Origin of the sequence: Aquabacterium sp. OR-4 (assembly GCF_025290835.2) — a bacterium.
Taxonomy (GTDB): domain Bacteria; phylum Pseudomonadota; class Gammaproteobacteria; order Burkholderiales; family Burkholderiaceae_C; genus Pseudaquabacterium.
Genome location: NZ_JAOCQD020000002.1, coordinates 1,199,031 through 1,217,035, shown reverse-complemented (window position 1 = coordinate 1,217,035; position 18,005 = coordinate 1,199,031). Strand labels below are relative to the sequence as shown.

General features: G+C 72.0%; 15 protein-coding genes. 10 read left to right on the top strand and 5 right to left on the bottom strand.

The features are described 5' to 3' along the window. Positions 1 to 81: 81 nt before the first annotated feature. From N4G63_RS17605 to N4G63_RS17585, 5 genes are all read left to right on the top strand, one after another. Positions 82 to 438, top strand: coding sequence for a Rieske (2Fe-2S) protein (locus N4G63_RS17605; RefSeq protein WP_260787539.1), 357 nt, complete (start codon positions 82 to 84; stop codon positions 436 to 438). 5 nt (positions 439 to 443) lie between these two features. Then, positions 444 to 1,604, top strand: coding sequence for an alpha/beta hydrolase family protein (locus N4G63_RS17600; RefSeq protein WP_260787540.1), 1,161 nt, complete (start codon positions 444 to 446; stop codon positions 1,602 to 1,604). Positions 1,605 to 1,689: 85 nt separating this feature from the next. Continuing rightward, entirely contained in the window at positions 1,690 to 2,823 is a 1,134-nt protein-coding gene (locus N4G63_RS17595; RefSeq protein ID WP_260787541.1) for an FAD-dependent oxidoreductase, read from the top strand. Positions 2,824 to 2,966: 143 nt separating this feature from the next. Further along, positions 2,967 to 3,719: an SDR family NAD(P)-dependent oxidoreductase gene (locus N4G63_RS17590; RefSeq protein ID WP_260787542.1), complete on the top strand. Its 753-nt coding sequence runs from the start codon at positions 2,967 to 2,969 to the stop codon at positions 3,717 to 3,719. A gap of 351 nt (positions 3,720 to 4,070) precedes the next feature. Then, positions 4,071 to 6,437 (top strand): TonB-dependent receptor, encoded by a 2,367-nt coding sequence (locus N4G63_RS17585; protein WP_260787543.1) that lies wholly within the window; start codon positions 4,071 to 4,073, stop codon positions 6,435 to 6,437. A gap of 78 nt (positions 6,438 to 6,515) precedes the next feature. On the opposite strand, the gene N4G63_RS17580 is transcribed toward N4G63_RS17585, so the two are convergent. After that, positions 6,516 to 7,127 (bottom strand): ECF-type sigma factor, encoded by a 612-nt coding sequence (locus N4G63_RS17580; protein WP_260787544.1) that lies wholly within the window; start codon positions 7,125 to 7,127, stop codon positions 6,516 to 6,518. A 208-nt stretch (positions 7,128 to 7,335) separates the two neighbouring features. Here N4G63_RS17580 and N4G63_RS17575 point away from each other — a divergent pair, with 208 nt between their 5' ends. Further along, a complete protein-coding gene (locus N4G63_RS17575; RefSeq protein WP_260787545.1) occupies positions 7,336 to 8,436 on the top strand; it encodes a hypothetical protein in 1,101 nt (366 codons plus the stop codon). A gap of 119 nt (positions 8,437 to 8,555) precedes the next feature. Beyond that, positions 8,556 to 11,276, top strand: coding sequence for a serine/threonine-protein kinase (locus N4G63_RS17570; RefSeq protein ID WP_260787546.1), 2,721 nt, complete (start codon positions 8,556 to 8,558; stop codon positions 11,274 to 11,276). On the opposite strand, the gene N4G63_RS17565 is transcribed toward N4G63_RS17570, so the two are convergent. The 4 genes from N4G63_RS17565 to N4G63_RS17550 all read right to left on the bottom strand — a co-directional run bounded on the left by N4G63_RS17565 (position 11,227) and on the right by N4G63_RS17550 (position 15,375). Continuing rightward, on the bottom strand, positions 11,227 to 12,150 hold the full coding sequence (locus N4G63_RS17565) for a LysR family transcriptional regulator (RefSeq protein WP_260787547.1): 924 nt from the start codon (positions 12,148 to 12,150) through the stop codon (positions 11,227 to 11,229). The two genes, N4G63_RS17570 and N4G63_RS17565, sit on opposite strands and share 50 nt — an antisense overlap. A 186-nt stretch (positions 12,151 to 12,336) precedes the next feature. Beyond that, entirely contained in the window at positions 12,337 to 12,987 is a 651-nt protein-coding gene (gene leuD / locus N4G63_RS17560) for a 3-isopropylmalate dehydratase small subunit (RefSeq protein ID WP_260787548.1), read from the bottom strand. Continuing rightward, on the bottom strand, positions 12,984 to 14,408 hold the full coding sequence (leuC, locus tag N4G63_RS17555; protein WP_314599997.1) for a 3-isopropylmalate dehydratase large subunit: 1,425 nt from the start codon (positions 14,406 to 14,408) through the stop codon (positions 12,984 to 12,986). The genes leuD and leuC overlap by 4 nt, the downstream gene beginning before the upstream one ends. Positions 14,409 to 14,430: 22 nt before the next feature. Continuing rightward, entirely contained in the window at positions 14,431 to 15,375 is a 945-nt protein-coding gene (locus tag N4G63_RS17550; protein WP_443112066.1) for an alpha/beta fold hydrolase, read from the bottom strand. Between the two features lie 97 nt (positions 15,376 to 15,472). On the opposite strand from N4G63_RS17550, the gene N4G63_RS17545 reads away from it, so the two are divergent. The 3 genes from N4G63_RS17545 to N4G63_RS17535 all read left to right on the top strand — a co-directional run bounded on the left by N4G63_RS17545 (position 15,473) and on the right by N4G63_RS17535 (position 17,965). After that, positions 15,473 to 16,387, top strand: a complete 915-nt coding sequence (locus N4G63_RS17545) for a LysR family transcriptional regulator (RefSeq protein WP_260787550.1) — start codon at positions 15,473 to 15,475, stop codon at positions 16,385 to 16,387. A gap of 184 nt (positions 16,388 to 16,571) precedes the next feature. After that, positions 16,572 to 17,591, top strand: coding sequence for an SMP-30/gluconolactonase/LRE family protein (locus tag N4G63_RS17540; RefSeq protein WP_314599996.1), 1,020 nt, complete (start codon positions 16,572 to 16,574; stop codon positions 17,589 to 17,591). Between the two features lie 23 nt (positions 17,592 to 17,614). Continuing rightward, positions 17,615 to 17,965: an antibiotic biosynthesis monooxygenase family protein gene (locus N4G63_RS17535; RefSeq protein ID WP_260787552.1), complete on the top strand. Its 351-nt coding sequence runs from the start codon at positions 17,615 to 17,617 to the stop codon at positions 17,963 to 17,965. The last annotated feature ends 40 nt before the right edge of the window (positions 17,966 to 18,005 follow it).

The window sequence follows — 18,005 nt, the reverse complement described above, 5'->3', positions numbered from 1 at the left end:
TACGTGCTTCGCGCGCCCCCTCAAGGCGGCACTGCCAGTGGCCCGGCAAAGCCGGCGCCACGGCAGTCGCTGGGTAAAGACATGACCGAGCCTCTTCAACATCTTTGCGCACTGACGGACATTCCCGATGGCGGCGCGCGCGGCCTGCTGCGGCGCGGGCTGGACGACCAGCTGTGCGTGGTGCGCCAGGGCGACGAGGTGTTTGCCTGGCTCAACGACTGCCCGCACGAGCACCGGCCCATGGAGTACCGGCAAGACCAGTTCCTGTCGGGCGACGGCAGCCACCTCGTCTGCTACGCGCACTCGGCGCATTTCGACATCCGCAGCGGCCTGTGCTTTGCCGGGCCCTGCACCGGCCAGCACCTGGTGAAGGTGCCGGCCACGGTGCGCGATGGCCAGGTGTTCGTGCCGGCCGAGCTTCCCTCCCTCTTTGATTGACCGCCATGTTCCAGTACTTTCCCAGCAACTACGTGTGGAGCCTGTCCACGATGATTGCGCTGACCCACGGCGGCAACATCGGCGAGGTGGACGCGATGTGCGCGCCCATCCTGGAGGCGGCCCGCGCCGGCGACGACCCCGGCACCGAGGCCTTCTACGCCGCCTGGAAGGGCGGCGGCGACCGGCTGATCGCGCTGGCTGACGCTGACCTGGCGCGCGGCCACGGCCTGTCGGCCGGCGAGAAGTACGGCCGCGCCGCGCTGTACTACGGCATTGCCGAGCGCATGCAGGCGCATGGCTTCGAGGCCCGGCTGGCGATGTACCGGCGCTCGCTGGAACTGTTCGCGCTGGCGCGCCGGCACGGCCGCGAAAACTGCGAGCGCATCGAGCTGCCCTATGGTGATTCGCACCTGAGCGGCCTGCTGGTGCGCGCCGAGGGCCTGCAGCCCGGCCAGCGCGCGCCCCTCGTGCTGGTGATGAACGGGCTGGACAGCACCAAGGAGATGCTGGCCAAGAGCGTGATGGGCAGCCTGTTTGCGCGGCGCGGCCTGTCGGCCCTGTTCATCGACCAGCCGGGCACCGGCGAGGCGCTGCGCCTGCAGGGCCTGCCGGCGGTGGCCAACACCGAGGTCTGGGCCAGCCCCATCGTCGACTGGCTGCAGCAGCGGCCCGAGGTGGATGCGCAGCGCATCGGCGCGCTGGGCGTGTCGCTTGGCGGCTACTACTGCCCGCGTGCGCTGGCCTTCGAGCCGCGCTTTGCCTGCGGCGCCGTGTGGGGCGCCAACCACGACTGGCGCGCGGTGCAGCAGGCGCGCCTGAAGCGCGAGGGCGAGAACCCGGTGCCGCACTACTGGAAGCATGTGCAATGGGTGTTCGGCGCGCACGACATGGACGACTTCTTTGCCAAGGCCGAGGCCATGCACCTGAACGGCGTGCTCGACCGCATCCGCGTGCCCTTTCTCGTGACCCACGGCGAGAACGACCGCCAGATCCCGCTGAAGTACGCGCACCAGACCTATGAGCAGCTGGTGAACTGCCCGAAGAAGGACTTGTTCATCTTCGACGCCAGCACCGGTGGCGTGGAGCACAGCTCGCTCGACAACCCCCACAACGCCGGCAACCAGATCGCCGACTGGCTGGCCGAGCAGCTGGGTGGCCGCACATGAGCCAGCCGGTGGCGGGCCTGCCGCCAGCACCCTCAGACCCGCCCTCAGACCCATCATCAGCCCCATTCATTCAGGAGACAAGAGCATGGCCCTGATCCAGAACGCCCTGATCGTGGGCGGTGGCGTGGGCGGCATGTGCGCCGCCATCCAGTTGCGCAAGCTGGGCGTGGCCGTCACGCTGATCGAGCAGAACCCGAACTGGGCGCCCGACGGGGCCGGCATCACGATCAGCGGCCCCACGCTGCGCGCGCTGCGCGAGGTGGGCGTGATCGAGCCGGTGCTGGCGCAGGGCGGCCACTGGAACGCGGTGGACATCTGCGATGCCCAGGGCGCCGTGACCATGACCGTGCCGGTGGCGCCGGCCATCGGGGCCGAAGACCTGCCGGGTGCCGGCGGCATCCTGCGCCCGGTGCTGGCCGACATCCTGGGCCTGGCCACGCAGGCCGCCGGGGCCACGGTGCGCCTGGGCCTGAGCTTCGAGCGCATGAGCCAGCACGCCGACGGTGTGCAGGTGCTGTTCAGCGACGGTTCGCAGGGCCGCTTCGACCTGATGATCGGTGCCGACGGCGTGAACAGCGCGGTGCGCAAGCTGGTGATGCCCGGCTTTGCCGGGCCGATGTTCAGCGGCCAGGGCTCGTGGCGCGCGGTGGTGCCGCGGCTGCGCGAGAACAGCAGCATCTACATGGGCGCCACCACCAAGGCGGGCATGAACCCGATCAGCGCCACCGAGTGCTACCTGTTCGTGCTGGACCGGCGCGCCGGCATGGACTTCATCCCGCAAGACCAATGGCCCGAGCAGCTGGCCATGCTGCTGGCCGAATTTGGCGGCCCGGTGGGCGACATCCGCGACGCGCTGCGCCGCGGCGAACTGCGCGACGCCCGCCTGCTGTACCGGCCGCTGGCCGGCCACATGATCGACGGGCCCTGGCACCACGGCCGCATCGTGCTGCTGGGCGACGCGGTGCATGCCACCACGCCGCACCTGGCCTCGGGTGCCGGCATTGCCATCGAAGGCGCGCTGGTGCTGGCCGAGGAGCTGGCACGCCGCCACAGCCTGGAAGGCGCCCTGCTGGCCTATGCCGGCCGCCACTACGACCGCGCGCGCCTGGTGGTCACGGCCTCGGGCCGCATGGGCCAGATCGAGCAGCTGGGCGGCTCGCGCGAGGAGCACACGGCCATCATGCGCGACGCCCAGCAAAAACTGCGTGCGCCGTTGTGAGCCCCGGCCATCGGCGCCGCTGATACGCACTGGCCGCCTGATGGGCGTGCTGTTCAGCGCGGGCGCGCCGGCCGCCCGGCAACCCTGAAGCGGACCGCCACGCCGGGCCGCCATCCACCCCCTCACGCGACGGAGCCACCGGCATGACATCCCTTCCCATCCCAGCGGCCCGCGTGGCCGTGATCACCGGCGCGGCCGGCGGCCTGGGCCAGGCCTTTGCACTGCGCCTGGCCGCCAGCGGCCACCGCCTGCTGCTGACCGACCGCGCGGCCTGCGACGAGACCGTGGCCCGGGTGCGCGCGGCCGGCGGCCAGGCCGAGGCGCTGGGCTGCGAGCTGGGCGATGCCGACGACGTGCAGCGTTTTGCCGCCGAAGCGCTGGCGCGCATGGGCCGCGTGGATGTGCTGGTGAACAACGCCGCCTTCATGCCCATGGCGCCGCTGCGCGAGATCACGGCCGCGCTGTGGCGGCAGATCATGGCGGTGAACATCGACGCGCCCTTTCTGCTGGCCCAGGCCTTCAGCGCGGGCATGGCCGAGCGCGGCTGGGGCCGCATCGTCAACCTGGCCAGCAGCACCGTGTGGGGCCCGCCGCCGGGCATGGCGGCCTATGCCAGCAGCAAGATGGGCGTGATCGGGCTGACCCGTGCGCTGGCCGCCGAGCTGGGCGGGCAGGGCATCACGGTCAATGCCATCTCGCCCGGGCTGACGCGCCACCCGGGCAGCGCGGCCAACCTGCCGCCGCAGGCCTTCGAGCAGGTGCGCGCGCGGCAGTTCATCCCGCGCACCGAGGTGCCCGACGACCTGACCGGTGCGCTGGCCTTCCTGGTCAGCGACGACGCCGGCTTCTACACCGGCCAGGTGATGAACGTGGACGGCGGCGGCTTCGGCTTCTAGCGCTGCAGCGTGGGCGCGCCGCAGCAGGCGCGCTGGCCGGCCGCTGCAGGCCCGGTGCCCAGGCGCCGGGCCTGCTTGTTTTGGCGCGCCGCCGGCCACGGCGCCTGTGGTGCCGCAGGCACAGCGCGCCTCTCCTGACAAACCCTTTGTGTGCAGGCCGCGGGCTGTGCCGGCGTGGCGCATTCGCCCAGGAAGACGGGCCATGCATCAGGCGCCGCAATGGCGCGCATCGGTCGAAACGATTGGTGGCGCGTGGGGCGGGTTCTTAGCATTTCTTAGCGCTCAACCCAGCCTTTGCCGGCCGGGTGGCCTGGCGGTCATCCGCCCCCGCATCCACCAGGAGACAAACACATGAAGAACACACCCCACGCTGCCCGGCCCACGCCCGTGGCCCATGCCACCGTGCTGATGCTGGCCGGCCTGCTGCCGGCCCTGGCCCTGGCGCAGGGCACCGCCCCTGCCACCGAGGGCGAGGGCGGCAAGTCGCAGGAGGTGGTGATCACCGCACAAAAGCGCACCGAGCGGCTCAAGGACACGCCGGTGGCGGCCGCCGTGATGTCGGCCGATGCGCTGGACAAGGCCAATGCCACCGACATCTCCGACATCAGCAAGCTGGTGCCCTCGGTGCAGCTCAAGGGCAGTTTCAACGGCCGTGTGCCATATGCCATGCGCGGCATCTCGACCTCGGCCAACCAGGCCGCCGTGGGCCTGACCTCGGGCGTGGCGATCCTGATCGACGGCGTGCCGGTGCCCTCGGACTCCACCGCCGCCAACGAGCTGCAGGACGTGCGCCGTGTCGAGGTGCTCAAGGGGCCGCAGGCCACGCTGGGCGGCCGCACCGCATCGGCCGGGGTGATGAACTTCGTCACCCAGGCGCCTGCGCGCAGCTTCCAGGGCAGCCTGGGGCTCACGCTGACCAATGACAACGAGCGCCGCGGCAACCTGTTCGTCACCGGCCCGATCAGCCCGCTGCTGGCCTACAGCCTGAGCCTGTACGGCCAGCAGCGCGAGTACCCGATCTACAACCGCATGCGCGACGAGCACTCGCGCTCCAGCGGCCACGGCGCGCGCGCCAAGCTGCTGCTGAGCCCCGACAAGACGCTGGACCTGACCCTCACCGCCCGCGTGGCCGAGGGCGAGTCCAGGGGCGGCACCTTCACCTACCAGCACCTCACGGCCGGCGCCGAGCTGTTTCCGTACTTTCCGTTCAACGCCGGCCATGGCGTGACCCAGGCCACCGCCTTGCCGGGCATCACGCCGCAGTACGGCAACACCGACTATGCGTCGCCGGTGCAGATGCGCTCGAAGACGCGCGACCGCGACCTGAGCCTGACCATCGACAAGCGCGTGGGCGACCACAGCTTCAGTTCCACCACCGCGCACCAGCGCAACCGGCAGGACAACGTGCAGGACGTGCCCATCGTGGCCACCTACTTCCTGAACGACCTGCGCGGCCCGATTCCCGCGCCCGAGGCCGGCGGCCCGCCGTACTACTACAACCGCCAGCCGATCCAGGTGAAGCCGACCTCGCTGACCCAGGAGTTCAAGGTGGCCTCGCCGCTGAACCAGCCGCTGAGCTATGTGGCCGGCCTGTTCTACAGCGACGTGAAGGTCGACCTGAGCGACAACCGCGAGATGTTCGTCAACCCGAAGATCGACGCGGTGCACTCCAGCACCCGCTCGCTGGGGCTGTACGGCCGCGCCACCTGGACGATCTCGCCCAGCGACAGCCTGCTCACCGGCCTGCGCTACAACCGCGACCAGATCCGCTACAGCATCCAGGACTTCGGCAACGCGCTGTCCTCGGCCGGCAGCGACAGCGCCAAGGCCACCGTGGGCGACCTGACCTGGCGCCACAAGTTCGGCAACGACCGCATGGCCTATGCCACCTATGCCCGCGGCTACAAGCCGAGGGCGTTCAACACCGCCCAGACCCTGCAGGCCGCCGACAACGGCAAGAGCCTGGCGCCGGTGGACAAAGAGCAGATCGACCACTACGAGCTGGGCGCCAAGACCACGCTGCTGGGCGGCGCGCTGACCCTCAACACCGCCGTGTTCAACACCGCCTACCGCAACTACCAGGTGCAGATCTTCGCCAACGACGGCACCGGCTATGTCAACAACCTGATCCTCTCGAGCGCCGGCAAGGCGCGCACCCGCGGCGTGGAGATGGACGCGGTGCTGAACGCCGGCGCCGACACCCGGGTGAGCGCCAGCGCCGCCTACATCGACGCCCGCTTCCTGCGCTACCAGGGGGCGGCCTGCTACCCGGGCCAGGACAGCAGCGCCGGCTGCATCACCGCCAGCGGCGCGGCCGTGGGCGCGCAGGATCTGTCGGGCAAGACCATGCCCGATTCACCCAAGCTGAAGCTCACGCTGGGCCTGGACCACGGCCTGGCGCAGACCCTGCTGCCCTGGGACCTGCGCGTCAACGCGCAGTACGCCTGGCGCAGCGCCGCGGTGCTGCAGGCCAACCAGAACCCCTACACCCGCCAGGGCGCCTTCGGCATCCTGAACCTGGGGGCCACGGCCAGCTCGCCCGATGGCAAGTACGCGCTCACGCTGTTCGTCAACAACGTGACCAACCGCTTCTACCTGGTCAATGCCGAAGACTTCTTCAGCGGCCTGTGGGGCGCCACGGCCAATGCGGTGATCGGCCAGCCGGCGCGCGATGCGCAGCGCTATGGCGGTGTGCGCTTCAGCATGAACTTCGACTGACCGGGCGGTGGATGAGCCCGCCCGCGGCGGGTGATCCACAGCGTGTGGGCGCGGCGCGGCGGGCCGCTTCGCTGCCTGTCAGGCCTGCAGCTCGCGGTGCAGCCAGGCCCGCGCCAGCGCCCAGTCGCGCTTGACGGTGGCGCTGCCCAGGCCCAGCAGCTCGGCGATCTCGTCGACCTCGAGCCCGCCAAAGAACTTCAGCTCCACCACCCGTGCCGCGCGGGCGTCCACCTGCTCAAAGGCCAGCAGGGCCTCGTGCACGCGCAGCACCTCGCTGTTGCCGGCGTCGCCGGCCACCTGCTGGGCCTCGGTGAGGGTCAGCGACACCAGCGGCGCGTCGCGCTTGGCCGCGGCCTTGGCCACCGCGTGGTTCACCAGGATGCGCCGCATCATGATGCCGGCCATGCCCAGAAAGTGGCTGCGGCTTTGCCAGCGGGTGCGGGTCTGCTCGGTCAGGCGAAACCAGGCCTCGTGGGTGAGCGCGGTGGCGCTGAGCGTGTGGCCGGCGTACTCCTTGCGCATCTGCGCGCTGGCGCTGCGCTTGAGCTCGCCGTACAGGGCCGCGAACAGCTGGTTGACCGGCCCGCCCGGCGCGGCCGGGCCCGCGCCTGCGGCGCCGTCGCCGGCATCCAGTTCGGTCAGCCATTGGGTGATGTCGGCGGGGTGGGGCAGCGGCAAGGGGTCGTGCATCGCGGCATTGTGCGAGCCAGGCCGCGCCGCGCCGCCGGGGCTTGCCCGCAGCGGCCCCCGCTTGCGGGGGGCGGGCCTGCGCGCGCGGTGATCCTTTGCGCGCCGCGCTGCTGCGCTACCCGACAAGGCCTGTTGCGGCCGCCACCCCTTGTCTGGAGACCCCATGCGCCTGTTGCCCTGCTTGATGCCCTGTTCGATGCCCAGCCCGATGCCCAGCCCGACCCTCCCAAGCCCGCGCAGGCGGCCGCAGGGCACCACGCTGGTCAGCAGCCTGCTGTGCGGCCTGGCGGCGCTGTGGCTGGCGCTGACGCCGGGCGAGGCGGCGGCCAAGGAGGCGCCACCGATCGTGGTGCCGGTGAATGCCGGGTTCAACGCCGGCGAGCTGGCGGCCAAGGCCTTCAGCATCCCCGAGCTGCGGGGCCTGAAGGGCATGAGCCGTGCGGCGGTGACCGTGTTTGCGGTCGAGTTCGTCACCGCCGACCACATCGCCACCCACACCTCGGGCTTTGGCAGCGCCGGGCGCGCCAGCTCGGCGCTGTACTACCAGCTGCTGGGCGTGGGCGAGGCCGATTTCCAGGCCCTCACCAATGCCCTGCATGCGCAGTTTCTGGCGCGCCTGCAGGCCAGCGGCGTGGCGCTGGTGCCGCCCGAGCAGTTGCAGGCCTCGCCGCTGTACCGCAAGCTGGTGGCCGGCGGCCGGCAGGCGCCGGTCAAGAGCGACACCAGCCTGGTGATGTCGCCGCCCGGGCTGGGCATCTTCGGTTTTGCGCGCGGCAGCGTCGGGCCGGCCAAGCCATCGGCCGGGGTGTTCGGAGCGCTGGCCGGGCTGGGCAACGGCTTGTCGGCGGTGGGTGACATCACCGACACCATCGAGCTGTCGAACCAGCTCAACGCCAGCCTGATCGAGATGCGCCTGCGCGTGAACTTCGTCGAGCTGAGCGACCACAACAAGGGCTTCTTCGGCCGCATGGCGCTCAGCGCCCGCACCTCGGGCCAGGTGCTGCCCAGCATCGACGGCGTGATGGTCGGCGTGCAGGCCGGCCCCTGGCGCAGCACCATGACCATGACCCACACGCTGGCGCTCGACCCGGCGGCCTTTGCCGAGGTGCGCGAGAAGGCCACCACCGCCGGCGACGTGGCCGGCGCGGTGCTGGTGGGTCTGATCCGCCTGGCCAGCAGCAGCAAGGACAGCCACGCCAGCAAGGAGATGGAGGCCGTGGCCGACCCGCAGCGCTACCGCGAGCTGGTGGGCGGCGGCCTGGCACAGCTGGCCGATGTGGTGGTGGCGCGGCTCAGCGCCGAGCGCTGATCCCAGCGCGCGCCGAGCGCTGATCCCGGCTCAGCGCCGAACGCTGATCCCGGCGGGCGCCGGCCGCTGCCCGCCGGCCCGGCCGCGGCCTGCCGCCAGACGATGTCCAATGCAGCCCCATGAACCTTCCCCCTGAGCGCTGGGCCACGCTGAAGGCCGTGTTCGACGCCACGCTCGAGCTGCCAGCCGCGGCGCGCGAGCCGGTGATCGCCGCCGCCGCCTTGCCGCCCGAGCTGCTGGCCGAGCTGCGCAGCCTGCTGGCCCACCACGACGATGCCACCGGTGGCCGCGTGTTCATGGCCGCCAGCGCCGCCCAGCAGCTGATGGCGCCGCCCTCGCGCATCGGCCAGCGCCTGGGCAGCTGGGAGATCGTGCGCAGCATCGGCGCCGGCGGCATGGGCGAGGTGTTCGAGGCGCGCCGCGCCGACGGCCAGTTCGATGGCCGGGCCGCCGTCAAGCTGCTCAAGCGCGGCATGGACAGCGCGGCCGTGCTGCAGCGCTTTGCGCAGGAGCGCCAGGCGCTGGCGCGCATGAGCCATCCGCACATCGCGCGCCTGCTCGATGCCGGCGCCAGCGCCGATGGCCTGCCCTTCTTCGTGCTGGAGCATGTGGACGGCCGGCCCATCGACCAGGCCGTGCAGGGCCGCCCGCTCGAGCAGCGCCTGCAGCTGTTTCTGCAGCTGGCCGACGCGGTGGCCCATGCCCACCGCAATCTGCTGGTGCACCGCGATCTGAAGCCCGGCAATGTGCTGGTGGATACCGAGGGCCAGGTCAAGCTGCTCGACTTCGGCATTGCCAAGGCGCTCGACCCGCTGGCGCAGGGCGATGGCCACACCACGGTGGCCGGGCAGCGGCCGTTCACGCCGCACTACGCCAGCCCCGAGCAGGTGCGTGGCGAGCCGGTGACCACCGCCACCGACATCTACAGCCTGGGCGTGCTGCTGTACCAGCTGCTCACCGGCACCCGCCCCACCGGGCGCAAGGCCAGCACGCCGGCCGAGGCCGCACGCAGCGTGCTCGAGGATGCGCCCACCCGGCCCAGCCGGCTGTCGCCCGACGAGACGCCCGACCCCCAGTGGCTGCTCACCCGCCGCCGCCTGGAGGGCGACCTCGACAACATCCTGCTGAAGGCGCTCGAGAAAGACCCGGCGCGTCGCTACGCCAGCGTCGATGCGCTGCGCAGCGACGTGCAGGCCTACCTGGGCGGCTACCCGGTCAGCGCCCGCGCGGCCGGGCGCCTGTACCTGCTGGGCAAGTTTGCGCGGCGCCACCGCGCCACGGTGGCCGCCTCGGCGGCGGCGGTGCTGGCCCTGGTGGGCGGCCTGATCGCCGCCACCTGGCAGGCCGGCGAGGCGCGGCTGGCGCGCGACGCGGCACGCCAGCAGCTGGCCGGCGTGAAGGACATCGCCACCGAGCTGGTGTTTCGCTATGGCGATGCGATCCAGCAGCTGCCCGGCGGCGCCAAGACCCAGGAGGCCTTGCTGAAGCAGACCGTGGCCTCGCTCGACCTGACCCTGGCGCGCGCACCGCAGGATGTGGCGCTGAACGCGCTGGTGGCCTCGGCCCTGGGCCGGCTGGCGCAGATCCAGGGCAACCCCAGCTTTGCCGGGCCCGAGCGCGCCGCCGAGGCCCAGGCCACCGTGGCCCGTGCCCTGGCCCTGGCCGAGGTGGCCTGGGCCGACCGCAAGGGCGATGCGCGCTTTGCCAACCAGCACCTGATCACCCTGCTCACCCAGGCCAACATGCGCCGCAATGCCGGCGATCCGGCCGGCGGCGTGGCGGTGCTGCAGACCGCCGCGCGCCGCGCCGCCGAATCGCTGGCCATGCCGCTGGGCGCGGCCGACCGCGCCGGCCTGCTGGAGCTGCGCGCCAACGTGCTGACCAATCTGGCGCACTTTCACGACCACTCGGGCCGCCCCAGCCTGGGCCGGCCGCAGGACGCGCTGCGCTACTACGCCCAGGCGCAGGGCGAGTTCGAGGCGCTGTACGGCAATGCCGCGCTGGTGGCCGCCATGGCCCAGGCCACCGATCCCGGATCGCCGCCGCCCGAGGAGTGGGCCAACCACAACATCGCCAATGCGCGCGTGGGCCGTGCCCTGGTCTACCAGCGCCTGGACGACTATGCCGCGATGAAGCAGGAGGTGCAGGCCGCCTTGCTGCGCCGCCAGGACAACCTGCGCCGCAACCCGCACAGCGCCATCTGGCGCCAGGGCCTGATGTACGACAGCCACTACCTGGCCCTGGCCCTGCTGCGGCTGGACGAGAACGCGGCCGCCCTGGCCGCCGCCCGGCAGGCCTGGGACAGCGTGGCACGGCGCCTGCGTGAAGACCCCGGCAACGCGCTGTGGCCCAGCACCCAACGCAGCTTTGCAGCGGCCTACGCACGCGCGCTCGATGCCAACGGCCTGGCCGCCGAGGCCGCCCCGGCCTACCAGATGGCCTTGCAGCGCGCCCACCAGCAACGCGCCGACGCCGACCAGCCGCGCCACCGCCTGGCCCTGGCCTGGCTGCAGGTGCAGGCGGCACGCAACCAGCTGGCCCTGGGCCAGCGCGACGCGGCGCGCGCGCTGCTGCAGCCGGCCCTGGCAGACCTGGCGCCGCTGACCGGCGATGCCGCCGTGGGCCGCGATGCGCTGCTGGCCCAGGCCGAGGGCCTGGCATTGCAGGGCGGCAGCGGCGGCGCCGATGCGCGGGCCGAGGCCCTGGCGGCCCTGGCCGCCGCAGCCCGGACACGGCCGCTGGCGCCCGAGCAGCTGCGGCTGCAGCAAGGCCTGCAGGCCGCGCCGCCGCTCAGCCCATCAAGGCCTCCACCGCCGGCAGCGCGCGCGCGTGGCGGATGATCTTGTCGCGCAGGTACTGGCTGGCGGGGTCGAGGTCGCGGTAGCGGTGCCACTGCAGGGTCTCGACCAGGCGCGGCGCCTCGAAGCCCAGCGCCACCAGGCGCACCGGCCACTGCCGCGCCGCCTGCAAGGCCATGCGCGTGTGCAGCGTGGCCACGCGTGAGGTGCCCAGCACCAGCGGCGGCAGCAGGCTGAACGCGTTGACCACCACCTCGGTGTGCGCCGGCGCGCCGTGCTCGCTGATGAACCAGGTCTCGAACTGCGGGCGGCCGTTCACCTCCAGCGTGACGTGGCGCTGCTGGCGGTAGCTGTCGAGGCTGAGCACATCGCCCACCGCCGTGTTGGCGCGGTCGACCACCGCGTGGTAGCTGTCCTCGAACAGCACCGTGCTGGCCTGGTTGGGCGTGGTGAAGCGCTGCGGGTTGATGACGAAGTCGACCTCGCCGTTCTCCAGATCGACCGCCGCGGCATTGCTGGGGTGGCGAAACTCCAGCCGCAGGCCCGGGGCCTCGTGGTGCAGCTCGCGCAGCACATCCAGCAGCAGCACCTGGGCCACGTAGTCGGAGGCCACGATGCTGAACTGCCGGCGCGAGGTGGCGGGGTCGAAATCGGGCCGCGTGGCCAGCGTGGCATCGAGCCGCAGCATCAGGTCATTGACCTTGTCCACCAGGGTCTCGGCCAGCGGCGTGAGCTCCATCCGGCGGCCCACCGGCACGATCAGCGCGTCGTCGAAATACTCGCGCAACCGCGCCAGCATGCCGCTCATGGCCGATTGCGACACATGCAGCTGCTCGCCGGCGCGCGTGACATTGCGCTCGGTGAGCAGCGCGCGCAGCGCGGTCAGCAGGTTCAGGTCGAGGCGCTGGTAGCGCATGGCGGGGCAGGGCGGTGGCGCAAGGGTGCGGGGGGCTGGCGGCAGTTTAGGCGCCAGGCTGGCGCTGCGGCCACGCGCCCCGGGTTGCCCCGCATATGGGAGTTGGCGATGCCGCGCATCGCCGGGCCTGATGCCGGCCGGCAGCGGTTGGCAGCGGTTGGCTCAGCCGCTGCCGCGGCCCGTGCCTCAGCCGCTGCTCAGCCGCGCCCGCGCGGCGGCGGCCACGTCTTTCAGCCAGGGCGATCGGGCCCAGTGCTGCTGCGCGAAGGCGGTGATCGCCTCGCGGTGGGTCAGCGACAGGCCGATGCTGTCCAGCCCCTCCAGAAACATGCGCCGGTGGCGCGGCAGCAGCTCGAAGCGGGCCTGCACGCTGCGGCTGCTGAGGGTTTGCGCGCCCACATCGATGTGCACCGCCGGGCTGGCCGCATCGTCGGCGTCGTCCATCAGCCGGGCCACCTGCTCGGGGGGCAGGGCCACCAGCAGCAGCCGGTTGTTCATGGCGTTGGTGTGGAAGATCTCGGCGAAGCTGGGCGCCACGATGGCCCGGATGCCGGCCTGCAGCAGGCCCCACACCGCATGCTCGCGGCTGGAGCCGCAGCCGAAGTTGGCCCCGCCGACCAGGATGGGCGCACCGGCAAACGCCGGCCGGTTGAGCACGAAGTCCGGCCGCGGCCGGCCCTGCGCATCCACGCGCAGGTCGTACAGCAGGCCCTCGGCCAGGCCCGACTTGTCGATGCCGCGCAGAAACTGCTTGGGCATGATCTGGTCGGTGTCGAGGTTCTCGATGCGCAGGGCCGCGGCACGGCCGGTGATCCGCACGGTGTCGTTCAGGCTCATGGCAGCACCTGCAGTTGGCGGGCGTCGGTGATGCGGCCGGTCACCGCGGCGGCGGCGGCCATGGCCGGGCTCATCAGGTGGGTGATGGCGCCCCGGCCCTGGCGGCCCTCGAAGTTGCGGTTGGTGGTCGAGGCGCAGCGCACGCCCTCGGCCAGCACGTCGTCGTTCATCGCCAGGCACATCGAGCAGCCGGGCTTGCGCCACTCGAAGCCGGCCTCGATGAAGATGCGGGCCAGACCTTCGGCCTCGGCGGCGGCCTTCACGGCGCCCGAGCCCGGCACCACCATTGCGCGCACGCCCTCGGCCACCCGGCGCCCGTGCACGATGGCCGCGGCCGCCCGCAGGTCTTCGATGCGGCCATTGGTGCACGAGCCGATGAACACATGCTGCACCGGCGTGCCTTCGATGGCCGCGCCCTCGGTCAGCCGGGTGTAGTGCAGCGCCCGCTGCGCGCTGCTGCGGGCCGGGCCCTCGGGCAGCTGCTGCAGCCGCGGCAGGCGGGCGTCGATGGCCATCACCTGGTCGGGGCTGGTGCCCCAGGTCACGTGCGGGGCGATCGCGCCGGCGTCAAAGCGGTGTTCGACATCGAAGTGCGCCTGCGCGTCCGAGCGCAGCTCGCGCCAGGCCGCCAGCGCGGCCTCGCGCTGGGGATTGGCCGCGTCGGCCAGGTCGGGCGCGTGGGCCATCAGGTAGTCGACGGCCTTCTGGTCGGGCGCGATCAGGGCGCCGCGCGAGCCGGCCTCCACCGTCATGTTGCACAGCGTGAAGCGCGCCTCGATCGACAGCGCGTCGATCGCCGTGCCGCAGAACTCGACCACGAAGCCGCGCGCGCCCTGGGCACCGATGCGGCCGATGATGGCCAGCACCAGGTCCTTGGACGTGGTGCCCGGCGGCAGTTCGCCGTCGACGCGGATGCGCATGTCCTGCGCCGGGCGGTAGGCCAGGGTCTGGGTGGCCAGCACATGCTCGACCTCGGTGGTGCCGATGCCGAAGCCCAGGGCGCCCAGTGCGCCATAGGTGGTGGTGTGGCTGTCGCCGCAGATCACCACCATGCCCGGCCGGATCATGCCGTGCTCGGGCGCCACCACATGCTCGATGCCCTGCAGTGCGTCCTGGGTGTCGAACAGCGGGATGCCGAAGTGCTCGCAGTTCTTCTTCAGGTTGCTGGCCTGCAGCGCCGAGGCGGGGTCGGCGATCACGCGCACCGGCGTGGGGTGGGTGGGGATGATGTGGCTCACCACGGCCACGTTCTGGCCCGGCATGGGCACGCCGCGCTGCTGCTCGTACAGGCCGGCAAAGGCCTGCGGGCTGGTGTACTCGTTCATCAGGTGCAGGTCGCAGAACAACAGCAGGTTCTGGTCATCGAGCCAGGCGACGGTGTGCGCGTCGACCAGCTTGCGGTAGAGGGTTCGGGCGGTCATCGGGGTTGTCCGGGCATCCGGTTCAGGCTTCGGTCAGAAAGGGCAGGGCCTCGGCCAGCAGGGCCTGCGGGGCTTCTTCGGCGATGTAGTGGCCGCAGTCGAGCGGGCCGCCGCGCACATCGCGGGCCACGCGGCGCCACTCGTCCAGCGGCTGGAAGCAGCGGTGCACCACGCCGTCGCGGCCCCACAGCACCAGCAGCGGCGGCTCGAGCCGCAGGCCGCGGTCGCGGTCGTCCCGGTCGTGCACCAGGTCGATGCCGGCCGAGGCGCGGTAGTCCTCGCACAGGCCGTGCGCGGCGCCGGGCAGCGCCAGCGCCCGCTGGTATTCGGCCAGCGCGCGCGGGTCGAACGGCGCCAGCCCGGCGCTGCGGCGGCCCATCACATCGCGCACATAGGCGGCCGGGTCGGCCTCGATCAGGCGTTCGGGCAGCGGCGACGGCTGGATCAGGAAGAACCAGTGCCAGTAGGCGCGGGCGAAGGCCTCGCCGGTCTGCTCGTACATGGCCAGCGTGGGCGCGATGTCCAGCAGCACCAGGCGCTGCACGGCCTGCGGCCAGTCCATCGCCAGCCGGTGCGCCACGCGCGCGCCACGGTCGTGCGCCAGCACGCTGAAGCGCGCGTGGCCCAGCGCCTGCATCACGGTCAGCATGTCGCGCGCCATCACGCGCTTGCTGTAGGCGGCGTGTTCGGCATCGCCGGCGGGTTTGGACGAGTCGCCATAGCCGCGCAGATCGGCCAGCACCAGCGTGAAGCGCTGGGCCAGCGCCGGCGCCAGCCTGTGCCAGATGGCGTGGGTTTGCGGGTGCCCGTGCAGCAGCAGCAGCGGCGCGCCCTGGCCGCCGGTGCGCAGGTGGATGGCCACTCCCGGCGCCACCTCGACCTGGCGCGACGCGAAGCCCGCGAACAGCGGGTCAGGGTCGGCCGTCACGCCGGGCGCAGGCCAATGAACCGGGGGTGGATGCTGCATGGGGGTCTCGGGCGCTGGGGTCGAGGTCGCATGCTATGCGTGAGTCAGAGTTTCATAATGTCCGGCCCGGCAGTTCTTTCGGTCTTCAAAGTTATCAATGGACGGCTTCTCCGATCTGGCCTTTTTTTCACTGCTGCTCAAGCAGGGCAGCCTGGCCGCCACCGCCCAGCAGTTGGGCGTGACGCCTCCGGCCGTGAGCAAGCGGCTGGCCGCCATCGAGCGCCGGCTGGGCGTGCGGCTGTTGCAGCGCACCACCCGCCGCATCAGCCTGACGCCCGAGGGCGAGACCTACCTGACCGACGGCGCGCGGGTGCTGGAGGAGCTGGACGCGCTGGAGCGCTCGGTGAGCGGCAGCCGGGCCCTGCCGCGCGGGCTGGTGCGTGTGTGCGCGACGCTGGGCTTTGGCCGCCGGCACATCGCGCCGGCGCTGTCGGCCTTTGCCCGCGGCTACCCCGATGTGGAGGTGCAGCTGCAGCTCACCGACCGGCCGGTCAATCTGGTGGAGCAGGGCTTCGACCTGCAGATCCGCTTTGGCGAGCTGCCCGATGCGCGGCTCACGGCCCGCTTGCTGGCGCACAACCAGCGCCTGCTGTGCGCGGCACCGGCCTACCTGAAGCGCGCCGGCGTGCCGGCCGCGCCGCGCGACCTGGGCCGCCATGCCTGCCTGTTCATCCGCGAGAGCGACGAAACCTTCGGCAGCTGGCATCTGCGCCAGGGCGGCAAGACCGAGACCGTCAAGGTGCGCGGCCCGCTGGCGTCAAACGACGGCGAGTGCGTGCTCGGCTGGGCGCTCGATGGCCACGGCATCCTGATGCGCTCGGCCTGGGAGGCCGCCCCCATGCTGCGCACCGGCCGGCTGCGCCGGGTGCTGGCCGACTGGAGCCTGCCCGCGGCGCAGGTGTATGCGGTGTTCCCCTCGCGCAGCCACCTGTCGGCCAAGACCCGCGCGCTGGTCGACTTTCTGATCGCCCGGTTCGAGCCGCACCGGCTTGACGACAGCGGCGCCTGGTAGCGCGGCACGGCGCGGGCCGCGCAGCGGGAACCGGGCGGGATCAGGGCGGGATCAGGGCGCGTGATCCGCGGCGGGTTCGGGTTGCCCCGCATATGGGCATTGGCGATGCCGCGCATCGCCAGATTCGATTTCCCAGCCCGGGGGGCGCTGCCTAGCATGGCCGCACTTTCCTTCCCGTTCCGACATGAGCCTCAACCTCAATCCGCTGCTGGGCTGGCAGGTGGACCGCGCGCAGATCGTCCACCACGGCAGCGGCCTGCAGCGGCCCGAATGCATCCTGGCCGAGCCCGATGGCACGCTGTGGACGGCCGACGCCCGCGGCGTGATGCGCATCGCCCCCGATGGCGCGCAGCAGCTCATCCGCCAGCAGGCCGCCGGGCCCGACCGCCCGCTTGACGCGCAATCGCTGATCCTGGGCGGCAGCCTGCCCAATGGCATCGCCTTCAGCGCCGAGGGCGACATCCTGATCGCCAACTTCGGCACCGATGCCATCGAGCTGATGACCCGCGACGGCCGCTCGCGCACGCTGTTCAACCAGCTCGATGGCCGGCCGCTGGGCAAGACCAACTTCGTGCTCACCGACAGCCGCGGCCGCATCTGGTTCACCGTCACCACCCGCCAGGTGCCGTGGACCCGCTCGATCAACGACAAGACCGCCGATGGCTACGTGGGCCTGATCGACGAGCGCGGCATCCGCATCGTGGCCGATGGCTTCGTGGGCACCAACGAGGCCCGGCTCGATGCCAATGAAGAGTGGCTGTACGTGGCCGAGACGAACGCCCGCCGCATCTCGCGCCTGCGGGTGATGCCCGATGGCGCGCTGAGCGACCGGCAGGTTTACGGCCCGGCCGATCTGGGCGGCTTTCCGGACGGCTTTGCGCTCGACGTGGCTGGCAACCTGTGGATCACGCTGGTGCTCACCGAGCGGCTGATCGCGCTGACGCCCGACGGCCAGGTGCTCACGCTGCTCGATGACGGCCGGCCGCAGGCCCTGGCCGAGTACGAGCGCCACTACCAGGCCGGCACCACCACGCCCGAGCTGATGGCCGCCTGCCGCGGCACGCTGGCGCCGATGATGGCCAGCATTGCCTTTGGCGGGCCCGACCTGCGCACCGTGTACCTGGGCAGCCTGGCCGGCAGCACGCTGCCGAGCTTTCGCTCACCCGTGGCCGGCCTGCCGCTGGCGCACTGGCCGCGCGGCTGAGCGCGGCCCCGGCCCTGCTGGCGATGATGCTCGAAGTGGCCACGCTCACCGTCCGGCCCGGCCACGAGGCGGCATTCGAGCAGGCCTTCGAGAAGGCCCAGCGCCTGCTGCCCGGCCAGGCCGGCTACCTGTCGCACGAGCTGCGCCGCGCGGTCGGCCGCGAACCGCTGTACCTGCTGCTGATCGAGTGGCGCGCGGTGGACGACCGCACGCTCGGCTTCGGCCAGTCGCCCAGCCACGCCCGCTGGCACGAACTGCTGCAGGCCCATCTGGCCGAGCCGCCGCAGCCGGCGTTCTACCGCGCGGTATCGCCCGGCCCGGCCACGGACGGCGAGGCCGCGATGGCCGGGAAAGTCCGCAACGCGGGTGACTGAGCCCGCGCCGGCCTGTCCGCGACACTGCCCGCACAACACC